Source organism: Pseudomonas sp. GT1P32 (genome assembly GCF_054897805.1).
On record NZ_CM142704.1, the window covers coordinates 3,123,306 to 3,145,408 of the forward strand.

General features: G+C 60.0%; 19 protein-coding genes. 13 read left to right on the forward strand and 6 right to left on the reverse strand.

Annotated elements, in window-relative coordinates; all coding sequences use genetic code 11:
* The first annotated feature begins 29 nt into the window (after positions 1-29).
* From dapD to ACYZUC_RS14385, 3 genes are all read left to right on the forward strand, one after another.
* Positions 30-1,064 (forward strand): 2,3,4,5-tetrahydropyridine-2,6-dicarboxylate N-succinyltransferase, encoded by a 1,035-nt coding sequence (gene dapD, locus ACYZUC_RS14375; protein WP_008039387.1) that lies wholly within the window; start codon positions 30-32, stop codon positions 1,062-1,064.
* Between the two features lie 159 nt (positions 1,065-1,223).
* Complete coding sequence (locus ACYZUC_RS14380; protein ID WP_461996464.1) at positions 1,224-2,429, forward strand: aminotransferase class V-fold PLP-dependent enzyme; 1,206 nt, start codon at positions 1,224-1,226, stop codon at positions 2,427-2,429.
* The gene (locus ACYZUC_RS14385) at positions 2,426-2,830 is read left to right on the forward strand and encodes a SufE family protein (protein ID WP_461996466.1); all 405 of its coding nucleotides are present in this window, start codon (positions 2,426-2,428) and stop codon (positions 2,828-2,830) included. Before ACYZUC_RS14380 ends, ACYZUC_RS14385 begins: the two co-directional genes overlap by 4 nt.
* Positions 2,831-2,922: 92 nt before the next feature.
* Here ACYZUC_RS14385 and tcdA read toward each other — a convergent pair whose 3' ends face one another.
* Positions 2,923-3,741, reverse strand: a complete 819-nt coding sequence (tcdA, locus tag ACYZUC_RS14390) for a tRNA cyclic N6-threonylcarbamoyladenosine(37) synthase TcdA (protein WP_461996468.1) — start codon at positions 3,739-3,741, stop codon at positions 2,923-2,925.
* Between the two features lie 293 nt (positions 3,742-4,034).
* On the opposite strand from tcdA, the gene ACYZUC_RS14395 reads away from it, so the two are divergent.
* From ACYZUC_RS14395 to ACYZUC_RS14410, 4 genes are all read left to right on the forward strand, one after another.
* The gene (locus ACYZUC_RS14395; RefSeq protein ID WP_032829235.1) at positions 4,035-6,626 is read left to right on the forward strand and encodes a glycosyltransferase; all 2,592 of its coding nucleotides are present in this window, start codon (positions 4,035-4,037) and stop codon (positions 6,624-6,626) included.
* A 199-nt stretch (positions 6,627-6,825) separates the two neighbouring features.
* Positions 6,826-7,977: a succinyl-diaminopimelate desuccinylase gene (gene dapE / locus ACYZUC_RS14400; RefSeq protein ID WP_008035465.1), complete on the forward strand. Its 1,152-nt coding sequence runs from the start codon at positions 6,826-6,828 to the stop codon at positions 7,975-7,977.
* Positions 7,977-8,789 carry a putative RNA methyltransferase gene (locus tag ACYZUC_RS14405; protein WP_008035467.1) on the forward strand — a complete coding sequence of 271 codons (813 nt, stop codon included), beginning with the start codon at positions 7,977-7,979 and terminating at the stop codon, positions 8,787-8,789. Before dapE ends, ACYZUC_RS14405 begins: the two co-directional genes overlap by 1 nt.
* 75 nt (positions 8,790-8,864) lie before the next feature.
* Positions 8,865-9,242: a hypothetical protein gene (locus ACYZUC_RS14410; RefSeq protein WP_008035469.1), complete on the forward strand. Its 378-nt coding sequence runs from the start codon at positions 8,865-8,867 to the stop codon at positions 9,240-9,242.
* Between the two features lie 119 nt (positions 9,243-9,361).
* On the opposite strand, the gene ACYZUC_RS14415 is transcribed toward ACYZUC_RS14410, so the two are convergent.
* Entirely contained in the window at positions 9,362-9,571 is a 210-nt protein-coding gene (locus ACYZUC_RS14415) for a cold-shock protein (RefSeq protein WP_008035470.1), read from the reverse strand.
* 235 nt (positions 9,572-9,806) lie between these two features.
* Here ACYZUC_RS14415 and plsB point away from each other — a divergent pair, with 235 nt between their 5' ends.
* From plsB to ACYZUC_RS14435, 4 genes are all read left to right on the forward strand, one after another.
* Positions 9,807-12,299: a glycerol-3-phosphate 1-O-acyltransferase PlsB gene (gene plsB / locus ACYZUC_RS14420; protein WP_461996470.1), complete on the forward strand. Its 2,493-nt coding sequence runs from the start codon at positions 9,807-9,809 to the stop codon at positions 12,297-12,299.
* 158 nt (positions 12,300-12,457) lie between these two features.
* Positions 12,458-12,823, forward strand: coding sequence for a YbaY family lipoprotein (locus ACYZUC_RS14425; RefSeq protein WP_461996472.1), 366 nt, complete (start codon positions 12,458-12,460; stop codon positions 12,821-12,823).
* Positions 12,824-12,898: 75 nt separating this feature from the next.
* Positions 12,899-13,297 carry a YbaY family lipoprotein gene (locus ACYZUC_RS14430; protein WP_461996474.1) on the forward strand — a complete coding sequence of 133 codons (399 nt, stop codon included), beginning with the start codon at positions 12,899-12,901 and terminating at the stop codon, positions 13,295-13,297.
* 25 nt (positions 13,298-13,322) lie between these two features.
* The gene (locus ACYZUC_RS14435; RefSeq protein ID WP_008039365.1) at positions 13,323-14,012 is read left to right on the forward strand and encodes a DUF4197 domain-containing protein; all 690 of its coding nucleotides are present in this window, start codon (positions 13,323-13,325) and stop codon (positions 14,010-14,012) included.
* A gap of 46 nt (positions 14,013-14,058) precedes the next feature.
* Here ACYZUC_RS14435 and ACYZUC_RS14440 read toward each other — a convergent pair whose 3' ends face one another.
* The 3 genes from ACYZUC_RS14440 to ACYZUC_RS14450 all read right to left on the reverse strand — a co-directional run bounded on the left by ACYZUC_RS14440 (position 14,059) and on the right by ACYZUC_RS14450 (position 19,753).
* On the reverse strand, positions 14,059-15,402 hold the full coding sequence (locus tag ACYZUC_RS14440; RefSeq protein ID WP_461996476.1) for a Fic family protein: 1,344 nt from the start codon (positions 15,400-15,402) through the stop codon (positions 14,059-14,061).
* Positions 15,403-15,580: 178 nt separating this feature from the next.
* Positions 15,581-18,646 (reverse strand): efflux RND transporter permease subunit, encoded by a 3,066-nt coding sequence (locus tag ACYZUC_RS14445; protein WP_461996478.1) that lies wholly within the window; start codon positions 18,644-18,646, stop codon positions 15,581-15,583.
* A 6-nt stretch (positions 18,647-18,652) separates the two neighbouring features.
* A complete protein-coding gene (locus ACYZUC_RS14450; RefSeq protein ID WP_461996479.1) occupies positions 18,653-19,753 on the reverse strand; it encodes an efflux RND transporter periplasmic adaptor subunit in 1,101 nt (366 codons plus the stop codon).
* A 94-nt stretch (positions 19,754-19,847) separates the two neighbouring features.
* On the opposite strand from ACYZUC_RS14450, the gene ACYZUC_RS14455 reads away from it, so the two are divergent.
* On the forward strand, positions 19,848-20,483 hold the full coding sequence (locus ACYZUC_RS14455) for a TetR/AcrR family transcriptional regulator (RefSeq protein WP_461996481.1): 636 nt from the start codon (positions 19,848-19,850) through the stop codon (positions 20,481-20,483).
* A 116-nt stretch (positions 20,484-20,599) separates the two neighbouring features.
* On the opposite strand, the gene ACYZUC_RS14460 is transcribed toward ACYZUC_RS14455, so the two are convergent.
* Complete coding sequence (locus ACYZUC_RS14460) at positions 20,600-21,382, reverse strand: class I SAM-dependent methyltransferase (protein WP_008035485.1); 783 nt, start codon at positions 21,380-21,382, stop codon at positions 20,600-20,602.
* Positions 21,383-21,476: 94 nt separating this feature from the next.
* On the opposite strand from ACYZUC_RS14460, the gene ACYZUC_RS14465 reads away from it, so the two are divergent.
* Entirely contained in the window at positions 21,477-22,097 is a 621-nt protein-coding gene (locus ACYZUC_RS14465; protein ID WP_008035487.1) for a hypothetical protein, read from the forward strand.
* Positions 22,098-22,103: the final 6 nt, after the last annotated feature.

A 22,103-nucleotide genomic window follows, 5' to 3' on the forward strand; every position in this document is an offset into this window, starting at 1 on the left:
GCCCGTTCAATTTTGTTAGAGGTATTTACATGTCCACTTCCGTATTCAGCCTGGCCTTTGGTGTCGGCACTCAAAACCGTCAGGGCGCATGGCTCGAAGTGTTTTACGCTCAGCCGCTGCTCAACCCGTCGGCCGATCTGGTCGCGGCCATCGCGCCGGTTCTGGGTTACACCGAAGGCAATCAGGCGATCGCGTTCAGCACTGCCCAGGCTTCGCAACTGGCTGAAGCATTGAAAGGTGTCGACGCAGCCCAGGCTGCCCTGCTGACCCGTCTGGCCGAAAGCCACAAGCCGCTGGTCGCCACCATTCTGGCCGAAGATGCGCCGCTGACTTCCACGCCTGAGGCTTACCTCAAGCTGCACCTGCTGTCCCATCGCCTGGTCAAGCCGCACGGCCTTAACCTGGCCGGCGTGTTCCCGCTGCTGCCGAACGTCGCCTGGACCAGCCAGGGCGCGATCGACCTCGCCGAACTGGCCGAACACCAACTGGAAGCCCGTCTGCGCGGCGAGCTGCTGGAAGTGTTCTCGGTCGACAAATTCCCGAAAATGACCGACTACGTCGTGCCGGCCGGCGTGCGTATCGCTGATGCCGCTCGTATCCGTCTGGGCGCTTACGTCGGCGAAGGCACCACCGTGATGCACGAAGGTTTCGTCAACTTCAACGCCGGCACCGAAGGCCCGGGCATGATCGAAGGCCGCGTTTCCGCTGGCGTGTTCGTCGGCAAGGGTTCGGACCTGGGCGGCGGTTGCTCGACCATGGGCACCCTGTCGGGTGGCGGCAACATCGTGATCAAGGTTGGCGAAGGCTGCCTGATCGGCGCGAACGCCGGTATCGGTATCCCGTTGGGCGACCGCAACACCGTTGAGTCGGGCCTGTACGTGACCGCTGGCACCAAAGTGGCGCTGCTGGACGAAAACAACAAACTGGTCAAAGTCGTGAAGGCTCGTGAACTGGCCGGTCAGCCGGACCTGCTGTTCCGCCGCAATTCGGAAACCGGTGCCGTGGAATGCAAAACCCACAAATCGGCGATCGAACTGAACGAAGCGCTGCACGCTCACAACTAAGCAGAGCGTCACGATCACTTGTAGGAGCAAAGCTTGCTCGCGAAGGGGCCCTCGAGGCCGCAAAAAGCTTCGCGGGCAAGCCTCGCTCCTACAGGTCCGGCGTAGCCCAGACCATCAGGTCAGGCGTACACCCGCCCATGTTTAGCAGGGCCCGATAGCATGATGATTCTCTCTCCCTGGCGCGCCGATTTTCCGGCCATCGCCGCCCTGCAACGGCAAGACCAGACCTATCTGGACAACGCCGCCACCACGCAAAAACCTCAAGCCCTGCTGGATGCCCTGGCGCATTACTACGCCAATGGCGCGGCAAACGTGCATCGGGCGCAACACTTGCCCGGCGCGCATGCCACCCAGGCGTTCGAGGACAGCCGCAATAAAGTCGCGCAATGGCTGAATGCCGGTGATTGCGGACAGATCATCTTCACCCACGGCGCGACCTCTGCGCTGAACCTCCTGGCCTATGGCCTGGAACACCTGTTCAATCCGGGCGATGAAATTGTCATCAGCGCCCTGGAGCATCACGCCAACCTGCTGCCATGGCAGCAACTGGCCCACCGTCGCGATCTGAAACTGGTGGTCCTGCCGCTGGACACCGACGGCTTGATCGACCTGGATGCCGCCGCCACGTTGATCGGTCCGCGAACCCGCTTGCTGGCGGTCAGTCAGCTGTCCAATGTGCTCGGCGCCTGGCAGCCATTGCCCGCGCTGCTGGCGATGGCCAAGGCACACAACGCGTTGACCGTGGTCGATGGTGCCCAAGGCGTGGTCCATGGCCGGCACGATGTGCAGGCGCTGGGTTGCGACTTTTATGTCTTTTCCAGCCACAAGCTCTATGGCCCCGATGGCCTGGGGGTGTTGTTCGGCCGCCATGAGGCGCTCAAGCAACTGCGCCATTGGCAGTTCGGCGGCGAAATGGTGCTGGATGCGGATTACCAGCACGCGCGCTTTCGTCCTGCTCCGCTAGGTTTCGAGGCAGGAACGCCGCCGATCTCCAGCGTGATTGGTCTCGGGGCGACGCTCGATTACCTCGCCGGCCTCGATCAGGACGCGGTGTCGGCCCATGAAGCCGCGCTGCATGACTATTTGTTGAAAGGTCTCGAGGCGCGCAACGGCATTCGCTTGCTGGGCAAACCGCAACTGGCCCTGGCGAGTTTTGTCGTCGAGGGTGTGCATAACTCTGATCTGGCGCACTTGCTGACAGAACAGGGGATCGCAGTGCGCGCCGGTCATCATTGCGCGATGCCGCTGCTGAAAAGCTTTGAATTGGCTGGGGCGATTCGGGTGTCGTTGGCGCTCTACAACGATTCCGAGGACCTGCAACGGTTCTTTGAAGCGCTGGATCAAGCGCTGGAGTTGCTGCGATGAACCTCCCTGCCGATGCCGTCACAGCGCTCGAAACTTTTCAGGCCGCCGCTGGCTGGGAGCAACGCGCGCGACTGCTGATGCAATGGGGCGACCGGCTACCGGCGTTGAGCGATGTGGATAAAGTCGACGCCAACCGCGTGCATGGCTGTGAAAGTCAGGTGTGGTTGGTGGGATCGTTGCAGGACGGTCACTGGCAGTTTGCGGCGAGCAGCGATGCGCGGTTGATTCGCGGGTTGGTGGCGTTGTTGCTGGCGCGGGTTAACGGGTTGTCGGCGGCCGAATTGCGGCAGGTGGATTTGCCGGACTGGTTCAACCAGCTTGGACTCAGCCGACAGTTGTCGCCTTCGCGCAGCAACGGCCTCAACGCCGTACTTCAGCGAATGCGAGAACTCGCCCTGTAGGAGCCGGCTTGCTGGCGATCCAGGCGCCGCGGTGTGTCAGGAAAACCGCATTGCCTGGATCGCCAGCAAGCCGGCTCCTACAAAGTTGTGTTTCATGCCTCAGGTTTGATTTTGTCTGCCGGGCGCCGCACACCCGCCACAATCTTATCCACAGCCTTGGTCGCCGCGACCATACCGAACGTCGCGGTCACCATCATCACTGCACCAAACCCGCCCGCGCAGTCCAGCTTCACGCCATCCCCGACAAAACTCTTCTGCAGGCAAATGCTGCCGTCCGGCTTCGGATAACGCAGCTGCTCGGTGGAAAACACGCACGGCACACTGTAATGACGGGTCACGGTGCGGGAGAAGTTGTAATCGCGGCGCAGGGTCGAGCGCACTTTCGAGGCCAGCGGGTCATTGAATGTGCGGTTCAGGTCGCAGACCTGGATCAACGTCGGGTCAATCTGCCCACCCGCCCCGCCGGTAGTGATGATCTGGATCTTGCGGCGTTTGCACCAGGCAATCAGCGCAGCCTTGGCGTTGACGCTGTCGATGCAGTCAATCACGCAGTCGATGTTCGGCGTGATGTATTCGGCCATGGTGTCGCGGGTGACGAAATCCGCCACCGCGTGCACCGTGCAGTCCGGGTTGATCCCGCGCAGGCGCTCGGCCATCACCTCGACCTTGGGCTTGCCGACGGTGCTGTCCAGCGCATGCAACTGACGGTTGGCGTTGCTGACGCAGACGTCGTCGAGGTCGAACAGCGAAATCTCGCCCACGCCACACCGCGCCACCGCTTCCGCAGCCCAGGAACCGACACCGCCGACGCCGACGATCGCCACGTGCGCCGCGCGCAGGCGTTCTAGCCCTTCGATGCCATACAAACGGGCGATGCCTGCAAACCGCGGATCTTCTGTACTCATGACCATTACCCCAAAAACCGGCGCGCATTATAGAGGGTGTCCTGCCTCACAAGCACTGTTCCTTTTTGACGGCGTCCGGTGCCGTCAAAAAGGAGCAGTGCTTGTGAGGCAGGACACCACGCAGCGGCAAGTTTTAAGTTTCAAGCTACAAGTGTAAGAACTTATGTGAAAGCCGATTGCCCAATGTCGTGCAATTCCCTGTCCGATGTACGTTCAGTGAACTGCCGGTGTAGGATGCGCGCCCCTTGGCGATCGCCAACCGTTCCTTCGTTCCACAGCCTTTGGAACCCGAAATAGCTATGTCATCGCGTAAATTTGGACTCAACCTGGTCGTGGTGCTCGCCATCGCAGCCTTGTTTACCGGCTTCTGGGCGCTGATCAATCGCCCGGTCACCGCCCCCAACTGGCCTGAACAGATCTCCGGTTTCTCGTACTCGCCGTTCCAGCAAGGCCAGTATCCGCAGAAAGAGCAGTACCCGACCGACGATCAAATGCGTCGCGATCTGGAGATCATGAGCAAGCTGACGGACAACATCCGTACCTACTCGGTCGATGGCACCCTGGGAGACATTCCTAAACTGGCAGAGGAATTCGGCCTGCGGGTTACCTTGGGGATCTGGATCAGCCCGGACCTGGAACGCAACGAGCGGGAAATCACCCGGGCCATCGAAATCGCCAATTCCTCACGCAGCGTGGTTCGTGTGGTCGTAGGCAACGAGGCGATTTTCCGTAAGGAAATTACCGCTGCCGAACTGAGCGTGCTCCTTGATCGCGTTCGCGCCGCCGTGAAAGTGCCGGTCACCACGTCCGAGCAATGGCACGTCTGGGAAGAACACCCGGAACTGGCCAAGCACGTCGACCTGATTGCCGCGCACGTCCTGCCTTACTGGGAATACATCCCGGTGGACAAGGCCGGTCAGTTCGTCCTCGATCGCGCCCGCGACCTGAAAAAGATGTTCCCGAAAAAACCGCTGCTGCTCTCGGAGGTTGGCTGGCCGAGCAACGGCCGCATGCGTGGCGGCACCGATGCCAGCCCGGCAGATCAGGCGATCTACCTGCGTACGCTGGTGAACAAGCTCAACCGCCAGGGTTTCAACTACTTCGTGATCGAAGCGTTTGACCAACCGTGGAAGGCCAGTGACGAAGGTTCGGTGGGCGCGTATTGGGGCGTGTTCAACGCTGCGCGCCAGCAAAAATTCAACTTCGAAGGCCCGGTCGTCGCGATCCCGCAATGGCGCGTGCTGGCCATCGGCTCGGCGGTGTTGGCCCTGCTGTCCCTGACCTTGCTGATGATTGACGGCTCGGCCCTGCGTCAACGTGGCCGTACCTTCCTGACTTTTATCGCCTTCTTGTGCGGTTCGGTGCTGGTGTGGATCGGCTACGACTACAGCCAGCAATACAGCACCTGGTTCAGCCTGACCGTAGGATTTCTCCTCGCACTCGGCGCACTCGGGGTCTTTATCGTACTGCTGACCGAGGCGCATGAACTGGCCGAAGCGGTCTGGACCCACAAACGCCGGCGTGAATTCCTGCCGGTGGTGGGCGATTCGGACTACAGGCCGAAAGTGTCGATTCACGTGCCGTGCTACAACGAGCCGCCGGAGATGGTCAAACAGACCCTCAACGCCCTGGCCAACCTCGACTATCCGGACTTCGAAGTCCTGATCATCGACAACAACACCAAGGACCCGGCCGTCTGGGAACCGGTGCGCGATTACTGCGCAACCCTCGGCCCGCGCTTCAAGTTCTTCCACGTCGCGCCGCTGGCCGGCTTCAAGGGCGGCGCGCTGAACTACCTGATTCCGCACACCGCCAAAGATGCCGAAGTGATTGCGGTGATCGACTCCGACTACTGCGTCGACCCGAACTGGCTCAAGCACATGGTGCCGCACTTCGCCGATCCGAAAATCGCTGTGGTGCAGTCGCCGCAGGATTATCGCGACCAGAACGAAAGCACCTTCAAGAAGCTCTGCTACGCGGAATACAAAGGCTTCTTCCACATCGGCATGGTCACCCGTAACGACCGCGACGCGATTATCCAGCACGGCACCATGACCATGACCCGGCGCTCGGTGCTCGAGGAACTCGGCTGGGCCGACTGGTGCATCTGTGAAGACGCCGAGTTGGGTCTGCGCGTATTCGAGAAAGGCTTGTCGGCGGCGTATTACCACACCAGCTATGGCAAAGGCCTGATGCCCGATACCTTTATCGACTTCAAGAAACAGCGTTTCCGCTGGGCCTACGGTGCGATTCAGATCATCAAGCGTCACACCGCCAGTCTGCTGCGCGGCAAGGACACCGAGCTGACCCGTGGCCAGCGCTACCACTTCCTCGCGGGCTGGTTGCCGTGGGTCGCGGATGGCATGAACATCTTCTTCACCGTGGGCGCACTGTTGTGGTCGGCGGCGATGATCATCGTGCCGCAACGGGTCGATCCGCCACTGCTGATTTTCGCGATCCCGCCATTGGCGTTGTTCGTGTTCAAGGTCGGCAAGATCATCTTCCTCTACCGTCGCGCCGTTGGCGTGAACCTCAAGGACGCGTTCTGCGCGGCGCTGGCCGGGCTGGCGTTGTCGCACACCATCGCCAAAGCGGTGCTGTACGGCTTCTTCACCAGCAGCATTCCGTTCTTCCGCACGCCGAAAAACGCCGACAACCACGGCTTCTGGGTGGCTATTTCGGAAGCGCGTGAAGAGATGTTCATCATGCTGCTGTTGTGGGGCGCGGCGCTGGGGATCTTCCTGGTGAACGGGCTGCCGAGCAACGACATGCGCTTCTGGGTGATCATGTTGCTGGTGCAGTCGCTGCCGTACCTGGCGGCGCTGATCATGGCGTTCCTGTCCTCGCTGCCGAAACCGGCCGTCGAGGCCGAAACGGCACCGGCAGTCTAAATCTTTGCAGATGCACTAAACGGCGGCCAATGGCCGCCGTTTTGCTTTAAGATAACCGCCATTTTGCAGGCCACGCCCCCCATTTCCTGTAGGAGCGAGGCTTGCCCGCGAACGATGCGACTCGGTGTAACAGATACACCTCATTATCGTTCTTCGCGGGCAAGCCTCGCTCCTACATTAAAAGATTCCGGAGTTTTCCATGACGGCCCACGCCGACCTTTCGCCGACCCTTCAACTCGCCATCGACCTGATCCGCCGTCCGTCCGTGACGCCGGTCGACGCCGATTGCCAGAAGCAGATGATGCAGCGCCTGGGCGATGCCGGTTTTATGCTTGAGCCAATGCGCATCGAAGATGTGGATAACTTCTGGGCCACCCACGGCAAGCACGACGGCCCGGTGCTGTGCTTCGCCGGCCACACCGACGTGGTTCCGACCGGCCCGGTGACCGCCTGGCAGATCGACCCGTTCAACGCGCTGATCGATGAACACGGCATGCTCTGCGGTCGTGGCGCGGCCGACATGAAAGGCAGCCTGGCATCCATGACCGTGGCCGCCGAGCGCTTCGTCGCCGACTACCCGGATCACAAGGGCAAAGTCGCGTTCCTGATCACCAGCGATGAAGAAGGCCCGGCGCACCACGGCACCAAAGCGGTGGTTGAACGTCTGGCGGCGCGCAAGGAGCGTCTGGACTGGTGCATCGTCGGCGAACCGTCGAGCACTACTTTGGTAGGTGACGTGGTCAAGAATGGCCGTCGCGGTTCCCTCGGCGCCAAGCTGACCGTACGCGGTGTGCAAGGTCACGTCGCGTATCCGCACCTCGCCAAGAACCCGATCCACCTCGCCGCCCCGGCGCTGGCCGAACTGGCCGCCGAGCATTGGGACCACGGCAACGATTTCTTCCCGCCGACCAGTTTCCAGATTTCCAACGTGAATTCCGGCACTGGCGCGACCAACGTGATCCCCGGTGATCTGGTGGCAGTGTTCAACTTCCGCTTCTCCACAGAATCCACCGTCGAAGGCTTGCAGAAACGCGTCGCCGACATCCTCGACAAGCATGGCCTGGACTGGCACATCGACTGGGCGCTGTCCGGCCTGCCGTTCCTCACCGAACCGGGCGCTTTGCTGGACGCCGTCGCGTCGAGCATCAAGGACATCACCGGTCGCGAAACCAAAGCCTCCACCAGCGGTGGCACCTCCGATGGCCGCTTTATCGCGACCATGGGTACACAGGTGGTTGAACTGGGCCCGGTCAACGCGACGATCCACCAGGTCAACGAGCGTGTACTGGCCGCCGACCTCGACGTGCTGACCGAAATCTACTACCAGACCCTGATCAAGTTGCTCGCCTGATGCTTGCCTGCCCGATCTGCAGCGAACCGCTGAACGCGGTGGACAACGGCGTGGCTTGCCCCGCCGGGCATCGTTTCGACCGTGCGCGCCAGGGTTACCTGAACCTGTTGCCGGTGCAGCACAAGAACAGCCGCGACCCTGGGGATAACCTGGCGATGGTCGAAGCCCGGCGCGACTTCCTGAACGCCGGCCATTACGCGCCGGTAGCCAGGCGTCTCGCTGAGCTGGCGGCGCAATACGCGCCGCAGCGCTGGCTGGACATCGGTTGTGGTGAGGGTTACTACACCGCGCAAATCGCCGAAGCCTTGCCCAACGCTGACGGTTACGCACTGGACATCTCCCGGGAAGCGGTCAAACGCGCCTGCAAGCGCAATCCGCAGTTGACCTGGTTGATCGCCAGCATGGCGCGGGTGCCGTTGGCGTCCGGCAGTTGTCAGTTTCTCGCCAGCGTCTTCAGCCCGTTGGACTGGGAAGAAGCCAAGCGCCTGCTCAGCCCCGGCGGCGGCTTGATGAAAGTCGGGCCGACCAGCGGCCACCTGATGGAATTGCGCGAGCGGCTGTACGACGAAGTGCGTGAGTACACCGACGACAAGCATCTGGCCTTGGTGCCTGACGGCATGGCGCTGCAACACAGTGAAACCCTGGAGTTCAAGCTGACGCTTGCAAGTGGTCAGGATCGCGCCAACCTGTTGGCCATGACGCCTCACGGCTGGCGCGCCAGTGCCGAACGCCGGGCGGCGGTCATCGAGCAGACCGAGCCGTTCGAGGTCACTGTTTCGATGCGCTACGATTACTTTGTTCTTCAATCTTAATTTTTGGTCTTGAGCAGCAGCTTGAGACCGGCTAAATCCGCGAATGGATTTTTCAGACCCGCAGTGAGGACATCCATGCGCCAACCCGATATCGAGATTTACCTGAAAGACGCCGACGTCGACCACAAGGCCGTTTCCGCTTGGCTCGGCGCGGCTCTGGGCCCGTGCACCGATTGGGTTCAGAAAGGTCAGACCTACAAGTGCAAGGCCGGCAACGTGCCAGTGACCTGGCTGCCGAAAGCGGTAGGAAAATGGAACAGCCTGTACCTGGAAAGCGACCAGACCCCGTGGGAAGACGACATTGCCTGCGCCCGCGCCGCGTTTGCCGCGCTGAACGTAGAAGTACGTTGTGCGCCGGGCAGTTGGGTCGAGGAAGAAGGTGAAGAGACAGCGGATCGCTGGATGCGCATCAGCGCCGATGGCGAAGAAGAGATCACCTGGAAAACCGCGTAACCCATCACACCACGAACCTGTAGGAGCATGGCTTGCCCGCGAAGCTTTTAGCGTCAGTGATGACGCCTTCGCGGGCAAGCCTCGCTCCTACAGGGTTTTGGGTGATCTGAAGCGTGGGTTTACAGCCCCACCACATCCTCAGCCTGCAAACCCTTCTCCCCCGTCACAACGCCGTACTCGACCTGCTGGCCTTCAGTCAGCGAACGATGCCCCTCACCGCGAATCGCGCGGTAGTGCACGAACACGTCCACCCCGTCCTCGCGTTGAATAAAGCCGTAGCCCTTGGCGTCGTTGAACCACTTCACATTGCCGGTTTCGCGCGTAGCCATCTGTTCATACTCCTTTTTTATTATTGATCGGGCTTTTCGCAGGAAAGCCTCGGGAACATTGCTTGCACTGAGAGGTGCCACTAAGTGGCCAGTGCGGGCTCGCCGAGTATATGACAGGCGTCAAAACTCTCAACTCAACTTTACTTAGGCGCTTTTTTGCCGATTTTCGACTAATCCGGCACACTATCGACCGCCCGAGCAAACGCTCGGTTTATTCCACTCACGCAGAAGCCGTATGACCCGTTCCCCGTTCCGCCGTCTTGTGTTTGGCACCCTGCGCCGACTGCTCTATCTCTGGGTTCGCTCGGAGACGATCAATCAGTCGTCGTTCACCCTCAACCTCGACCGCAGCCGTCCGGTGTTCTACGTCCTGCAAAACCCTTCGCTGACCGACCTCGCCGTGGTCGACACCGAATGCAGCAAGGCGGGCCTGCCGCGCCCGGTGCTGCCGGTGTCTGTCGGCAATCTGCTGGAACCCGCCGCGTTCTTTTACCTGACACCTGAGCCCGACTGGCTCGGTCGCCAGGACAAACGCGGCGCGCCACCGACCCTGACCCGACTGGTCAGCGCCCTGAGCCAGAACGCTGCCGAAGACGCGCAGATCATTCCGGTCAGCGTGTTCTGGGGCCAGTCGCCGGACAGCGAGTCGAGTCCGTGGAAGCTGCTATTTGCCGATAGCTGGGCGGTCACCGGGCGCCTGCGCCGCTTGTTGAGCATCATCGTGCTGGGGCGCAAGACCCGCGTGCAATTCTCCGCGCCGATCCACCTGCGTGAACTGATCGAGCACAACAAAGGTCACGAGCGCACCGTGCGCATGGCCCAACGGATTCTGCGGGTGCACTTCCGCAACCTCAAAGCCGCGGTGATCGGGCCGGACATTTCCCACCGTCGCAACCTGGTCAAAGGCCTGCTCAACCAGCCGCTGGTCAAGCAAGCGATCCTCGACGAAGCCGAACGCGAGAACCTCTCCCCGGAGAAAGCCAAGGCCCAGGCCCTGCGCTACGGCAACGAGATCGCCTCGGACTACACCTACACCGCGATCCGCTTCATGGAAGTGGTGCTGAGCTGGTTCTGGAACAAGATCTACGACGGCATCAAGGTCAACAACATCGAAGGCGTGCAGAAGGTCGCCCCGGGTTACGAAGTGATCTATGTGCCGTGCCACCGCAGCCACATCGACTACCTGCTGCTTTCGTATCTGCTGTTTCGCAACGGCCTGACCCCGCCGCACATCGCCGCCGGGATCAACCTCAACATGCCTGGGATCGGCGGCCTGCTGCGTCGTGGCGGTGCGTTTTTCATGCGCCGTACCTTCAAGGGCAACCCGCTGTACACCTCGGTGTTCAACGAATACCTGCACACCCTGTTCACCAAAGGTTTCCCGGTCGAGTATTTCGTCGAGGGCGGCCGCTCGCGCACCGGGCGCATGCTGCAACCGAAAACCGGGATGCTCGCGATCACCCTGCGCAGCTTCCTGCGCTCCTCGCGCATGCCCATCGTGTTCGTGCCGGTGTACATCGGTTATGAACGCGTGCTGGAAGGCCGGACTTACCTCGGCGAACTGCGTGGTGCGAGCAAGAAGAAAGAATCGATCTTCGACATCTTCAAAGTCATCGGCGCCCTGAAGCAGCGTTTCGGCCAGGTCGCAGTGAACTTCGGCGAACCGATCAAACTGGCGGAATTCCTCGACAGCGAACAACCAGACTGGCGCCAACAGGAACTCGGCCCGCAGTTCAAACCGGCCTGGCTCAACGAAACCACCAACCGCCTCGGCGAGAAAGTGGCGCAGCACCTGAACGAAGCGGCAGCGATCAACCCGGTCAACCTCGTGGCGTTGGCATTGCTGTCCACCAGTCGTTTGGCACTGGACGATCGCGCCATGGCGCGGGTGCTGGATCTGTATCTGGCGCTGCTGCGCAAGGTTCCGTACTCGCCGCACACCACGCTGCCGGAAGGTGACGGCCGCGCGCTGATCGAGCATGTGAAGGACATGGACCTGCTGTCCGAACAGAGCGATGCGCTGGGCAAAATCCTCTATCTGGATGAGCAAAACGCCGTCCTGATGACTTACTACCGCAACAACGTGCTGCACATTTTCGCGTTGCCGGCGTTGCTCGCGAGCTTCTTCCAGAGTGCGTCGCGCATGAGCCGCGAGCAGATCCTGCGCTACACCCGCGCGCTGTATCCGTACCTGCAATCGGAGCTGTTCATTCGCTGGTCGCTGGACGAACTGGATGCCGTGATCGATCAATGGCTCGAAGCGTTCGTCGAGCAAGGCCTGCTGCGTTTCGAGAACGACGTTTACCTGCGTCCGGCGCCAAGCTCGCGGCATTTCGTGCTGCTGACGCTGCTGTCGAAGAGCATCGCCCAGACCTTGCAGCGCTTCTACATGACGGTTTCCCTGCTGCTCAACAGCGGCCAGAACAGCATCAGTGCCGAAGAACTGGAAGACCTGTGCACGGTCATGGCCCAGCGCCTGTCGATCCTGCATGGCTTAAACGCGCCGGAGTTTTTCGACAAGAGCCTGTTCCGCCACTTCATCCAGACGATGCTCGACCTCGATGTGCTCAAGCGTGACGAGGCCGGCAAGCTGAGCTATCACGAACTGCTCGGCGAACTGGCCGAAGGCGCGGCGAAACGGGTGTTGTCGGCGGAGATCCGCTTGTCGATCCGTCAGGTGGCGTTGCATCGCAGTGAAGATGCTGCGGAGTTGATCACGCCTGTTTGATCGCGCGGCACCAAGGGTTCAGAAGCAAGGAAGCTTCCGATCCACCCTGACATCAATTCCCCCCCTAATCAGGGAATTCCCCTACATCTGGTTCCAGTGCCTTGGCGATAGGCTGACTGCTCGTCATTTCCGACGATTTATTTGATAAGGAAATCAAAATGAGCAGCGAACCTGTAATGAACATCAGCGGTACCGTGTACTACCTGCACAAGATTGCCCTTCCACTGAACTCGACACTTTACGTCGATCTGCTGGATGTCACTGCGACTGATGCCCCAGCCAAACTACTTGCCCGACAAGTTATCTCTGATGCGGAAAAGAAAGCGCTAACCTTTACCCTGCTGTACCAGGTTGCAGATGTCCTGCCTGGCAATAGCTATGCAATCCGTGCACGCATCGAAACCCCCGAGCATATGATTTACAAGACCATCAAACTTCATCGAGTGGAGCTGGGTGTAAACCACCTGCGCCCGGAAGACGTTGTCGTTCGTAGCGTTCGTGAAACACCGGAAGGCAACTTCTAAGCCCTCGCCTGAAAAAAACGCTAAATTGTCGTTGGCACCAGTCTTCTTCAGGTGCCAACGACAAGGATTGAATGCATGAAAAAACTTTCGCTTCTGGGACTGGCTGCTTTGCTCAGTGCCTGCCAAACCCCGCAACCCGCCGCCAAAATCAGCCTCGATGGCGAAGTCTTCTATCTCCAGCGCATCGCCCTGCCGCCGACTGCCACCCTGAGCGTCAGCTTGCAGGACGTATCGCTGGCCGACGCTCCTGCCGTGGTACTCGACGAGCAGAAAGGTCCGGTCAAAGGCCAGGTGCCACTGCCGTTCCATCTGAGTTACGATCCGGCCCAGGTCAAACCCGGCCATCGTTATTCCGTCAGCGCGCGAATCGAAGTGAATGGCCAACTGATGTTCATCACCACCGAACATCACGCCGTACAACTGAATGGCAGCGACCCGCAGCCACTGAAAATTCGCGTCGACGCCGTCCGTTAATTCTTTTTTGAACAAGGAAGCCGCCATGTTCCGCCCTACCCTTCGCTTCGCCGGCCTGTGTGCAGGTTTGATGATTTCCGCCAGTGCCATGGCGCTGTCACTCAGTGACTTGTCGCAAAAGGACGCTACCGGCGGCCTCAAGGATGCCCTGACCCAAGGCGCGCAACTGGCCGTGAAACAACTCGGCACGCCGGGCGGCTTCAGCAACAACCCGGACGTGAAGATCGAACTGCCGGGCAAACTGGGCAAGGTCGCCAGCAAGATGAAGCAATTCGGCATGGGTGATCAGGTCGATCAGCTGGAAACCAGCATGAACAAAGCGGCGGAAACGGCCGTGGTCCAGGCTCAGCCGATCCTCGTGGATGCCGTGAAGAAGATGACGGTCGACGATGCCAAGGGCATTCTCAGCGGCGGTAATGACTCCGCCACGCAATACCTGAACAAAACCAGCCGCGAACAGATCCGCGCCAAGTTCCTGCCGATCGTCAAACAAGCCACCGACCAGGTTGGCCTGGCCAAGCAATACAACTCGTTCGCCGGACAAGCTGCGACCATGGGTGTAGTGGATGCGAAAAGCGCCAACATCGAAAGCTACGTAACCGAGCAGGCCCTGAACGGTTTGTTCGAGATGATCGGCAAACAGGAAGAAACCATTCGCCAGAATCCTGCAGCGGCAGCGACCAGTCTGGCGAAGAAGGTGTTTGGTTCGCTCTAAGCCTTAGTGCAAGGCTCTGTGGGAGCAGGCATGCTCCCACACTGATTCAGGCTGATACAGGCCGTAGGAAAAACACCCACTCCCGCCCCACCTTCCTCTTCTCAAACACCTTCAAATCCGCCAGCCCGTTCAGGGTCGCCGACGCAGTGTTGTAAGAGCAGTTCAGATTTTCCTTCACATTAACTGCCGTAAATTCCTTGGCCATCCCGCTCTTGGCCACCTGGAATACGGCACGCTGCTTCTCGGTCAATCGCTCAAAAAAACCGGACTCCAACAACCAGCGATCAAAGCTGTCGGCGTACGCCAGACTTTTCCGATACGCCTTGGTAAAACCACTGACAGCACGCAAGACGACCGAACACTGGAAATCAATGAAGTACGTCAAGTCGAGGTCATCAGCTTCAGTGTTCAGATAAGAGCGCCCGTACTTCACCGGCGCATTGCGCAACAAAATGCTGATCGCAATGTAACGAAAGGCAGAGAAGTCACTCTTGAACATGTACCAGTAGAACAACGCCCGCGCGACCCGCCCATTCCCATCACGGAAAGGATGCTCATAGCCCAAGGCAAAATGCAGCGCGATGCCTTTGATCAGTGGGTGAAGGTATTCCACGTGCTCAGGATCGTTGTGCGACTGGTTGATCCACTTCGCCAGCAACTGCAATCGTGACATCACCCCCGCAGCAGGAGGGGGCGTATGAACGGTGTTGCCTTCGCCATCCTGCACCACCACGTCATCGTTGCCCCTGAATTCCCCCGGCGAGTATTGCGCATCATCAATGCCTTCGACGCCCACCCGGTGCATGTCCAAAATCAGCGCGACACTCAGGGGTTCATAACGTTTTTCCCAGGCGAAGTTCATCATTCTGAAATTGCCGATCACCATTCGCTCATCCGGCGTGCGCGGCCGGCGCTTGCGCTTGAGCATGTCCTTGGCCACACGCGTGGTCGTCGCTGCACCTTCGAGTTGGCTGCTGCTGATCGCTTCGTCTTCGATCAGATCATTCAACAGATAGCTGAAATGCGCATGCTCGCCGATTTGACTGGTCATGAACTCCAGTGCAGCCGTTGTGGTTTTTCGATCGACGGCGGAAACCGCTTTGTGCGCCAGCGGCGTAAGCATGAAGTTGCCCCACCGAACAGGCTCGCCCAGCGGCAAAAGACTTGAGTACTGTGCCGTTCTGGCTTTCTTTACCAGCGCCCAACACAGGTTCGAATCCAGCCCCGGCGCCCAGCGATAACGCAACTCATCGAAGGGAAGATAGCGTCCCTGATCATCCAGCGGTTTGAGCAGGGCGAGGTAATCCGAGAGGCGCTCTTTGTGGGGTGACTTCCCCAACAGGTCGAACACCGGATCGGTCCGCCCCTTCAGCTTCGGTGGCTTTTTCATTATTGCTGTCTCAAAACCTCATGAAACTGAGGCTTGAGTACAGCATTCAGGTCCCTCTGACTCAATATCAGAAGATTCTGAAATACATGTAGGAGCCGGCTTGCCGGCGATCGCATCACCGCGGTGCATCAGATACACCACGGTGAATGGATCGCCAGCAAGCCGGCTCCTACAGGGGTCAGGCGGGTTCTTTCTTGATGCGGAACCACGCCGCATACAGCGCCGGCAAAAACAGCAACGTCAACGCCGTCGCGACAATCAATCCGCCCATGATTGCCACCGCCATCGGCCCGAAAAACACGCTGCGTGACAGCGGGATCATGGCTAATACGGCGGCGAGTGCGGTCAGCACGATCGGCCGGAAACGACGCACCGTGGCTTCGATAATCGCCTGCCACGGTTTGAGCCCGGCGGCGATGTCCTGCTCGATCTGGTCCACCAGAATCACCGAGTTACGCATGATCATCCCGGACAGCGCGATGGTCCCGAGCATGGCCACAAAACCGAACGGCTGGCGGAACACCATCAGGAACAGGGTTACGCCGATCAATCCCAATGGCGCTGTGAGGAACACCATCACGGTGCGTGAGAAGCTTCGCAGTTGCAGCATCAGCAACGTCAGCACCACCACGATGAACAGCGGCACACCGGCCTTCACCGAGTTTTGCCCACGGGCGGAATCTTCCACGGTGCCGCCGACTTCCAGCAAGTAGCCGTCAGGCAGTTCCGCGCGGATCGGATCGAGCGTCGGCATGATCTGCTGCACCAGCGTCGCCGGTTGTTCCTTGCCATAGATATCGGCGCGGACCGTCACGTTCGGCAGACGGTTGCGGTGCCAGATGATGCCTTCTTCAAAACCGTATTCCAGCGTCGCGATCTGCGACAACGCCACGCTGCGACCGTTGTCGGTCGGCACCGCCAGGCTTGGCAGCAACGACAGTTCAGTGCGTTCATGCAACGTGCCGCGCAGCAGGATTTCGATCAACTCGTTGTCTTCGCGGTACTGACTGACGCTGGAACCGGTCAGCGAACTTTGCAGGAACTTCGACAGGTTCGCCGTGCTCACGCCAAGGGCTCGCGCGCGGTCCTGATCGACGTTCAGATAAACCACTTTGCTCGGCTCTTCCCAGTCCAGGTGGACGTTGGCCACATGGGGATTCTCGCGAACCTTGGCCGCCACTTTTCGAGCCAGGGCGCGGACGTCCTCGATGTGTTCGCCGGTGACCCGGAACTGCACCGGATAGCCGACTGGCGGGCCGTTTTCCAGACGCGTCACCCGCGAACGCAGGGCCGGGAATTGCTCGTTGAGGGTTTCGATCAGCCAGGTGCGCAGGGTTTCGCGGTCCTCGATGGTCTTGGCCAGGACGACAAACTGGGCGAAGCTCGCCGCAGGAAGTTGCTGATCCAGCGGTAGGTAAAAGCGCGGCGAACCGGTACCGACGTAGGCCACGTAATTATCGATGCCGGCGTGATCCTTCAGTAAACCTTCAAGGCGTTTAACCTCGTCGGCGGTGTTGCTCAACGAAGCGCCTTCGGCCAGTTTCAGATCGACCATCAACTCCAGTCGTCCCGAGGCCGGGAAGAACTGCTGCGGTACAAAACGGAACAACACGATGGAGGCGATAAACAACACCACTGTCAGCGTGATCACCGTTTTTCGCCAGCGCACGCACCACTCCACCAGGCGTCGGACACGTTCATAAAAAGGCGTAGCGTACGGATCAGGCTGACCAATGCCGTGTTTCGCTGCATGAATCTTCGCCAGATCCGGCAGGAGTTTTTCCCCCAGATACGGCACGAAAACCACGGCGGCAATCCACGACGCCAGCAGCGCGATGGTGACTACCTGGAAGATCGAACGCGTGTACTCGCCAGTGCCCGATTGCGCAGTGGCAATCGGCAGGAAACCGGCGGCCGTGATCAACGTGCCGGTGAGCATCGGGAACGCGGTGCTAGTCCAGGCGTAACTGGCCGCCTTGATCCGGTCGAAGCCCTGCTCCATTTTGATCGCCATCATTTCCACGGCGATGATCGCGTCGTCCACCAGCAAGCCCAACGCCAGCACCAGCGCACCGAGAGAAATCTTGTGCAGGCCGATGCCAAGGTAATACATGCAGGCGAAGGTCATCGCCAACACCAGCGGAATCGCCAGCGCCACCACCATGCCGGTGCGCACGCCGAGGGAGAAGAAGCTCACCAACAGGACGATGGCCAGGGCTTCCACCAACACTTGTACAAACTCACCGACACCGGTTTTCACCGCGGCGGGTTGATCGGAAACCTTGCGCAGCTGCATGCCGGCCGGAAGGTTTTTCTGGATCCTGGCGAACTCGATTTCCAGCGCCTTGCCCAGCACCAGAATGTCGCCGCCGTCCTTCATCGCCACGGCCAGACCGATGGCGTCTTCGGCCATGAAACGCATGCGCGGCGCCGGAGGATCGTTGAAACCACGACGGACGTCCGCGACATCGGAGATACGGAACGTGCGATCACCGACGCGAATCGGGAAGTTCCTGATCTCTTCGACCGTCTGAAAATTCCCCGAAACCCGTAGCTGCAATCGCTCACTGGTGGTTTCAAAGAAACCGGCCGTGGACATCGCGTTCTGCTCTTCAAGCGCCTGCTGCACCGCAGCCAACGGCAAACCGAGGGTGGCGAGTTTGACGTTGGAGAGTTCGATCCAGACCTTCTCGTCCTGCAACCCGAGCAGGTCGACCTTGCCCACATCCTTGACCCGTTGCAGCTGAATCTGGATGCGGTCGGCGTAGTCCTTGAGCACCGCGTAATCAAAACCGTCGCCGGTCAGCGCGTAGATATTGCCGAAGGTGGTGCCGAATTCATCGTTGAAGAACGGGCCCTGAATGCCCGGTGGCAAGGTATGACGAATGTCGCCGATCTTCTTGCGAACCTGGTACCAGAGATCCGGAATCTGCACCGAGTGCATTGAGTCACGCGCAACGAACGTCACCTGGGATTCACCCGGTCGAGAGAACGACACGATGCGCTCGTACTCGCCGGTTTCCATCAGCTTCTTTTCAATGCGTTCACTGACCTGGCGCGACACTTCCTCGGCGGTGGCCCCCGGCCAGTTGGTGCGGATCACCATGGCCTTGAAGGTGAACGGCGGGTCTTCGCTCTGGCCCAGTTTGGTGTAGGAAAGTGCGCCGACAATCGCCAGCAACAGCATCAGGAACAGTACGATCTGGCGGTTACGCAGCGCCCATTCGGAAAGATTGAAACCCATCGGGGATTACTCCTTGCCCGCAAGATTGACCACGCGGTTGGAGCGATCCACCGGGCGCACTTGCTGCCCGTCGTGAAGCACATGCACACCGGCCGCCACCACCCAGTCACTGGCGTTCAGGCCTTCGAGCACCGGCACGGTTTTCTCGCCGAACGGGCCGACCCGGACTGGGGCTTTCTTCAGGGTGTTGTTGGCGCTGAGCACCCACACGTAAGTGGCGCCGTTTTCGGCGGTAACCGCCGAGAGCGGTACCGACAGCGCCACGACGTCGGCAGTCTGGATAAACACCCGGGCGCTCTGGCCGAGCTCGGCCGGGACTTTGCCGGCGGTGAACGCAATGCGGGCCGCGAAGGTGCGGGATTTCGGATCAGCGGCGGGCGACAACTCACGGATGCGCCCGGCAAAACGCTGATCAGGTTGGGTCCAAAGTTCCACCGACACCGGCTGCCCGACCTTGAAACGACCGAAGCTCTGTTCCGGCAGGCTGATCAACACCTCGCGCTCGCCATCGGTGGCGAGGGTAAACACGGTTTGACCGGCGGCGACGACTTGCCCGACTTCCACCGCACGCTTGGCCACCACACCGTCCTGAGGCGCACGCAGCACGGCGTAGCTGGCCTGGTTGGTCGAGACGTTGAATTCGGCCTTGATCTGCTTCAGGCGCGCTTCACCGGATCTGTATAGATTTTCGGAATTGTCGTACTGCGAGCGGCTGACCATCTGACGATCCATCAGGGTCTTGTAGCGGTCACGCTCGGCACGTACGAGATTGAGATTGGCTTCGGCCGCCGCGACCTGAGCGCGGGTGGCTTCCAGTTGCAGGCGCACGTCCTGGGGATCGAGTTCGGCCAGTGGTTGATCGGCCTTGACCCGCTGCCCTTCTTCGACCAGTCGTCGGCTGACTTTGCCGCCAATGCGAAACGCCAGATCAGGCTCGTAGCGAGCACGGACTTCACCGGGATAGCTTTCCATCGCCTGTGCCGAAGGCTCTGGCTGCACCACCATGGCCGGTCGAACGGTGACTTGCGGTGCCTCTTCGTGACCACACGCAGACAATAAAAGCACCAGACTGACTGGCAATGCGAGGGGCAAGGCATAGCGGAACATGGTGAAGGACCTTTCGCTAATGGTGCTTGGAATAATTATACTGACCAGTATGTTATTAATAGCAAACTCACCAGTCCAGTATTAAAAGCGAATAATGCCGAACAACTTTTCAGCACCCAATGGTCCGGGCCGTCCCAAGGATCTGGCCAAGCGCCAGGCGATCCTCGATGCGGCGAAAATCCTGTTTCTGAGCAATGGCTATGCGAGCACCAGCATGGACGCCGTCGCGGCCGAGGCTGGCGTGTCGAAGCTGACCGTCTACAGCCATTTCAACGACAAGGAGACGCTGTTCTCCGCTGCCGTTGTCGCCAAGTGCGAAGAGCAATTGCCTACGCTGTTTTTCGAATTGCCTGATGGCGTTTCAGTGGAGACGGTGCTGTTGAATATCGCGCGCGGCTTTCATCACCTGATCAACAGCGATGAATCGGTGAACCTGCACCGGTTGATGATGACGCTGGGCAGCCAGGACCCGAAACTCTCGCAGATCTTCTTCGAGGCCGGGCCAGAGCGCATGCTGCATGGCATGGAACGGCTGCTGACCAAGGTTGATCAGAGTGGTGTGTTGAGCATCGACAAGCCACGTAACGCTGCCGAACATTTCTTTTGCCTGCTCAAGGGCGCGGGGAATTTTCGGTTGTTGTATGGCTGTGGCGAGCCGCTGACCGGGGATGCGGCAGAGGAACATGTGCGGGAAGTGGTGGGGTTGTTTATGCGGGCTTATCGTCCCTAGTCAGACTGATAGATTGATATCGTTCTAACGGACGCCTTCGCGGGCAAGCCTCGCTCCTACAAAGACACCACCGGCCCTGTGGGAGCGGGCTTGCCCGCGATGGGAACAACTCGGTCTTAAGGCTTGAGCGCCTTTTTCGGATAAATGTCATACCGACTGGATTTCCCGTCCAGCGCATGGCTCGGCTTCGGCCCGGCAATGCACGGCGCCTTGCGCGGACGCTTCACCACCACCCGGTGGCTGGCCAATGCCAACGCCGCTTCGAGCAACGCCGGCGCATCCGGGTCATCCCCCACCAACGGCCGAAACAGGCGCATTTCCTTCTTCACCAGCGCAGTTTTCTCACGATGGGGAAACATCGGGTCAAGGTAGATGACCTGCGGTGGCTCGCCTTCCCAGTTGCGCATGACTTCGATCGAGTTGCCCTTGAGCAATCGCATGCGCGCCACAATCGACGCCACGTCGAAATCTTCCGCTCCGCGTGCCAGGCCATCTTCAAGCAAGGCGCCGATCAGCGGCTGACGCTCGATCAGGCTCATCTCACAACCCAGGCTCGCCAGCACGAACGCGTCCTTGCCAAGCCCCGCCGTGGCATCCAGCACCCGCGGACGCACGCCTTGGGCGATGCCAACCGCCTTGGCGATCATCTGACCGGTGCCACCACCAAACAACCGGCGATGGGCGGCGCCGCCCTCGACGAAGTCCACCCGCACCGGTCCCGGTGCGTCCGGGCCGAGTTGTTGCAGTTGCAAACCCTGTTCACCCACCTGCAAGGCAAATTCGCCGTCATCGACCTGCAAAGGCAGGCCCAGGCGCTCGGCCCATTGCTCGGCCTGTGGCTGAAACGCCGTGCCCAGGGCCTCGACATGGATGCGGCAAGCCGCCGGTTGCTCAATCATGGGAAAACACGCTCAAAAAAATTAATGATCGGCAGAAACGGCCGATAACAAAACTAACGAGCATTTTGCCAGAGCTGAGCGTCGACCGAGAGAAATGTCAGACATTCAACGCACATCGATAGGTTACATCTCGCCCCACGGCGATTTTGGCCTGCGAAACTCCCAAGCACTGAGCGGCGTCAGTCACCTGTGGCAGGATTTCTTTGCCCAGGCCCTGGCCGATCAGTCGGGCGATGTCGTGCCGGCGTCTCTCAACTTTCCACCGGTCGATCTCGAAAGCCCGGAAGAACCCACAGTTGGCAGCGAACTGCTGGCGCACATCGTTTCCCAGCGCGAATGTGATGTGAAGGAAACCCAGGTCAAGCCACCCGAGCCGCTGTTCCTGCCGATCGCCGAGTTCGAAATGGACCTGGCCGACAAACCATTCCCACCGTTCCCACCGGAAGAAATCGCTGCCCAGCAAAAGCAGCAGAACTTCGAAAGCGGCTGGGTTCGCCCGATCGTGCTGACGGCGGGTCAACCGGTGCCAGAAGCCGGCCCGGCGCCGCAACCACGTCCACTGCACCTGCCGATCGCCGAATTCGAAATGGACCTGCTGGACAAGCCATTCCCGCCGTTCCCGCCGGAAGAGCTGGCGGAGCAACAGAAAAACTTCGATTTCGATATCGGTTGGGCTCGCCCGATCGTGCTGCAGAACCTGCGCATCGCCGCCTGACCCTCA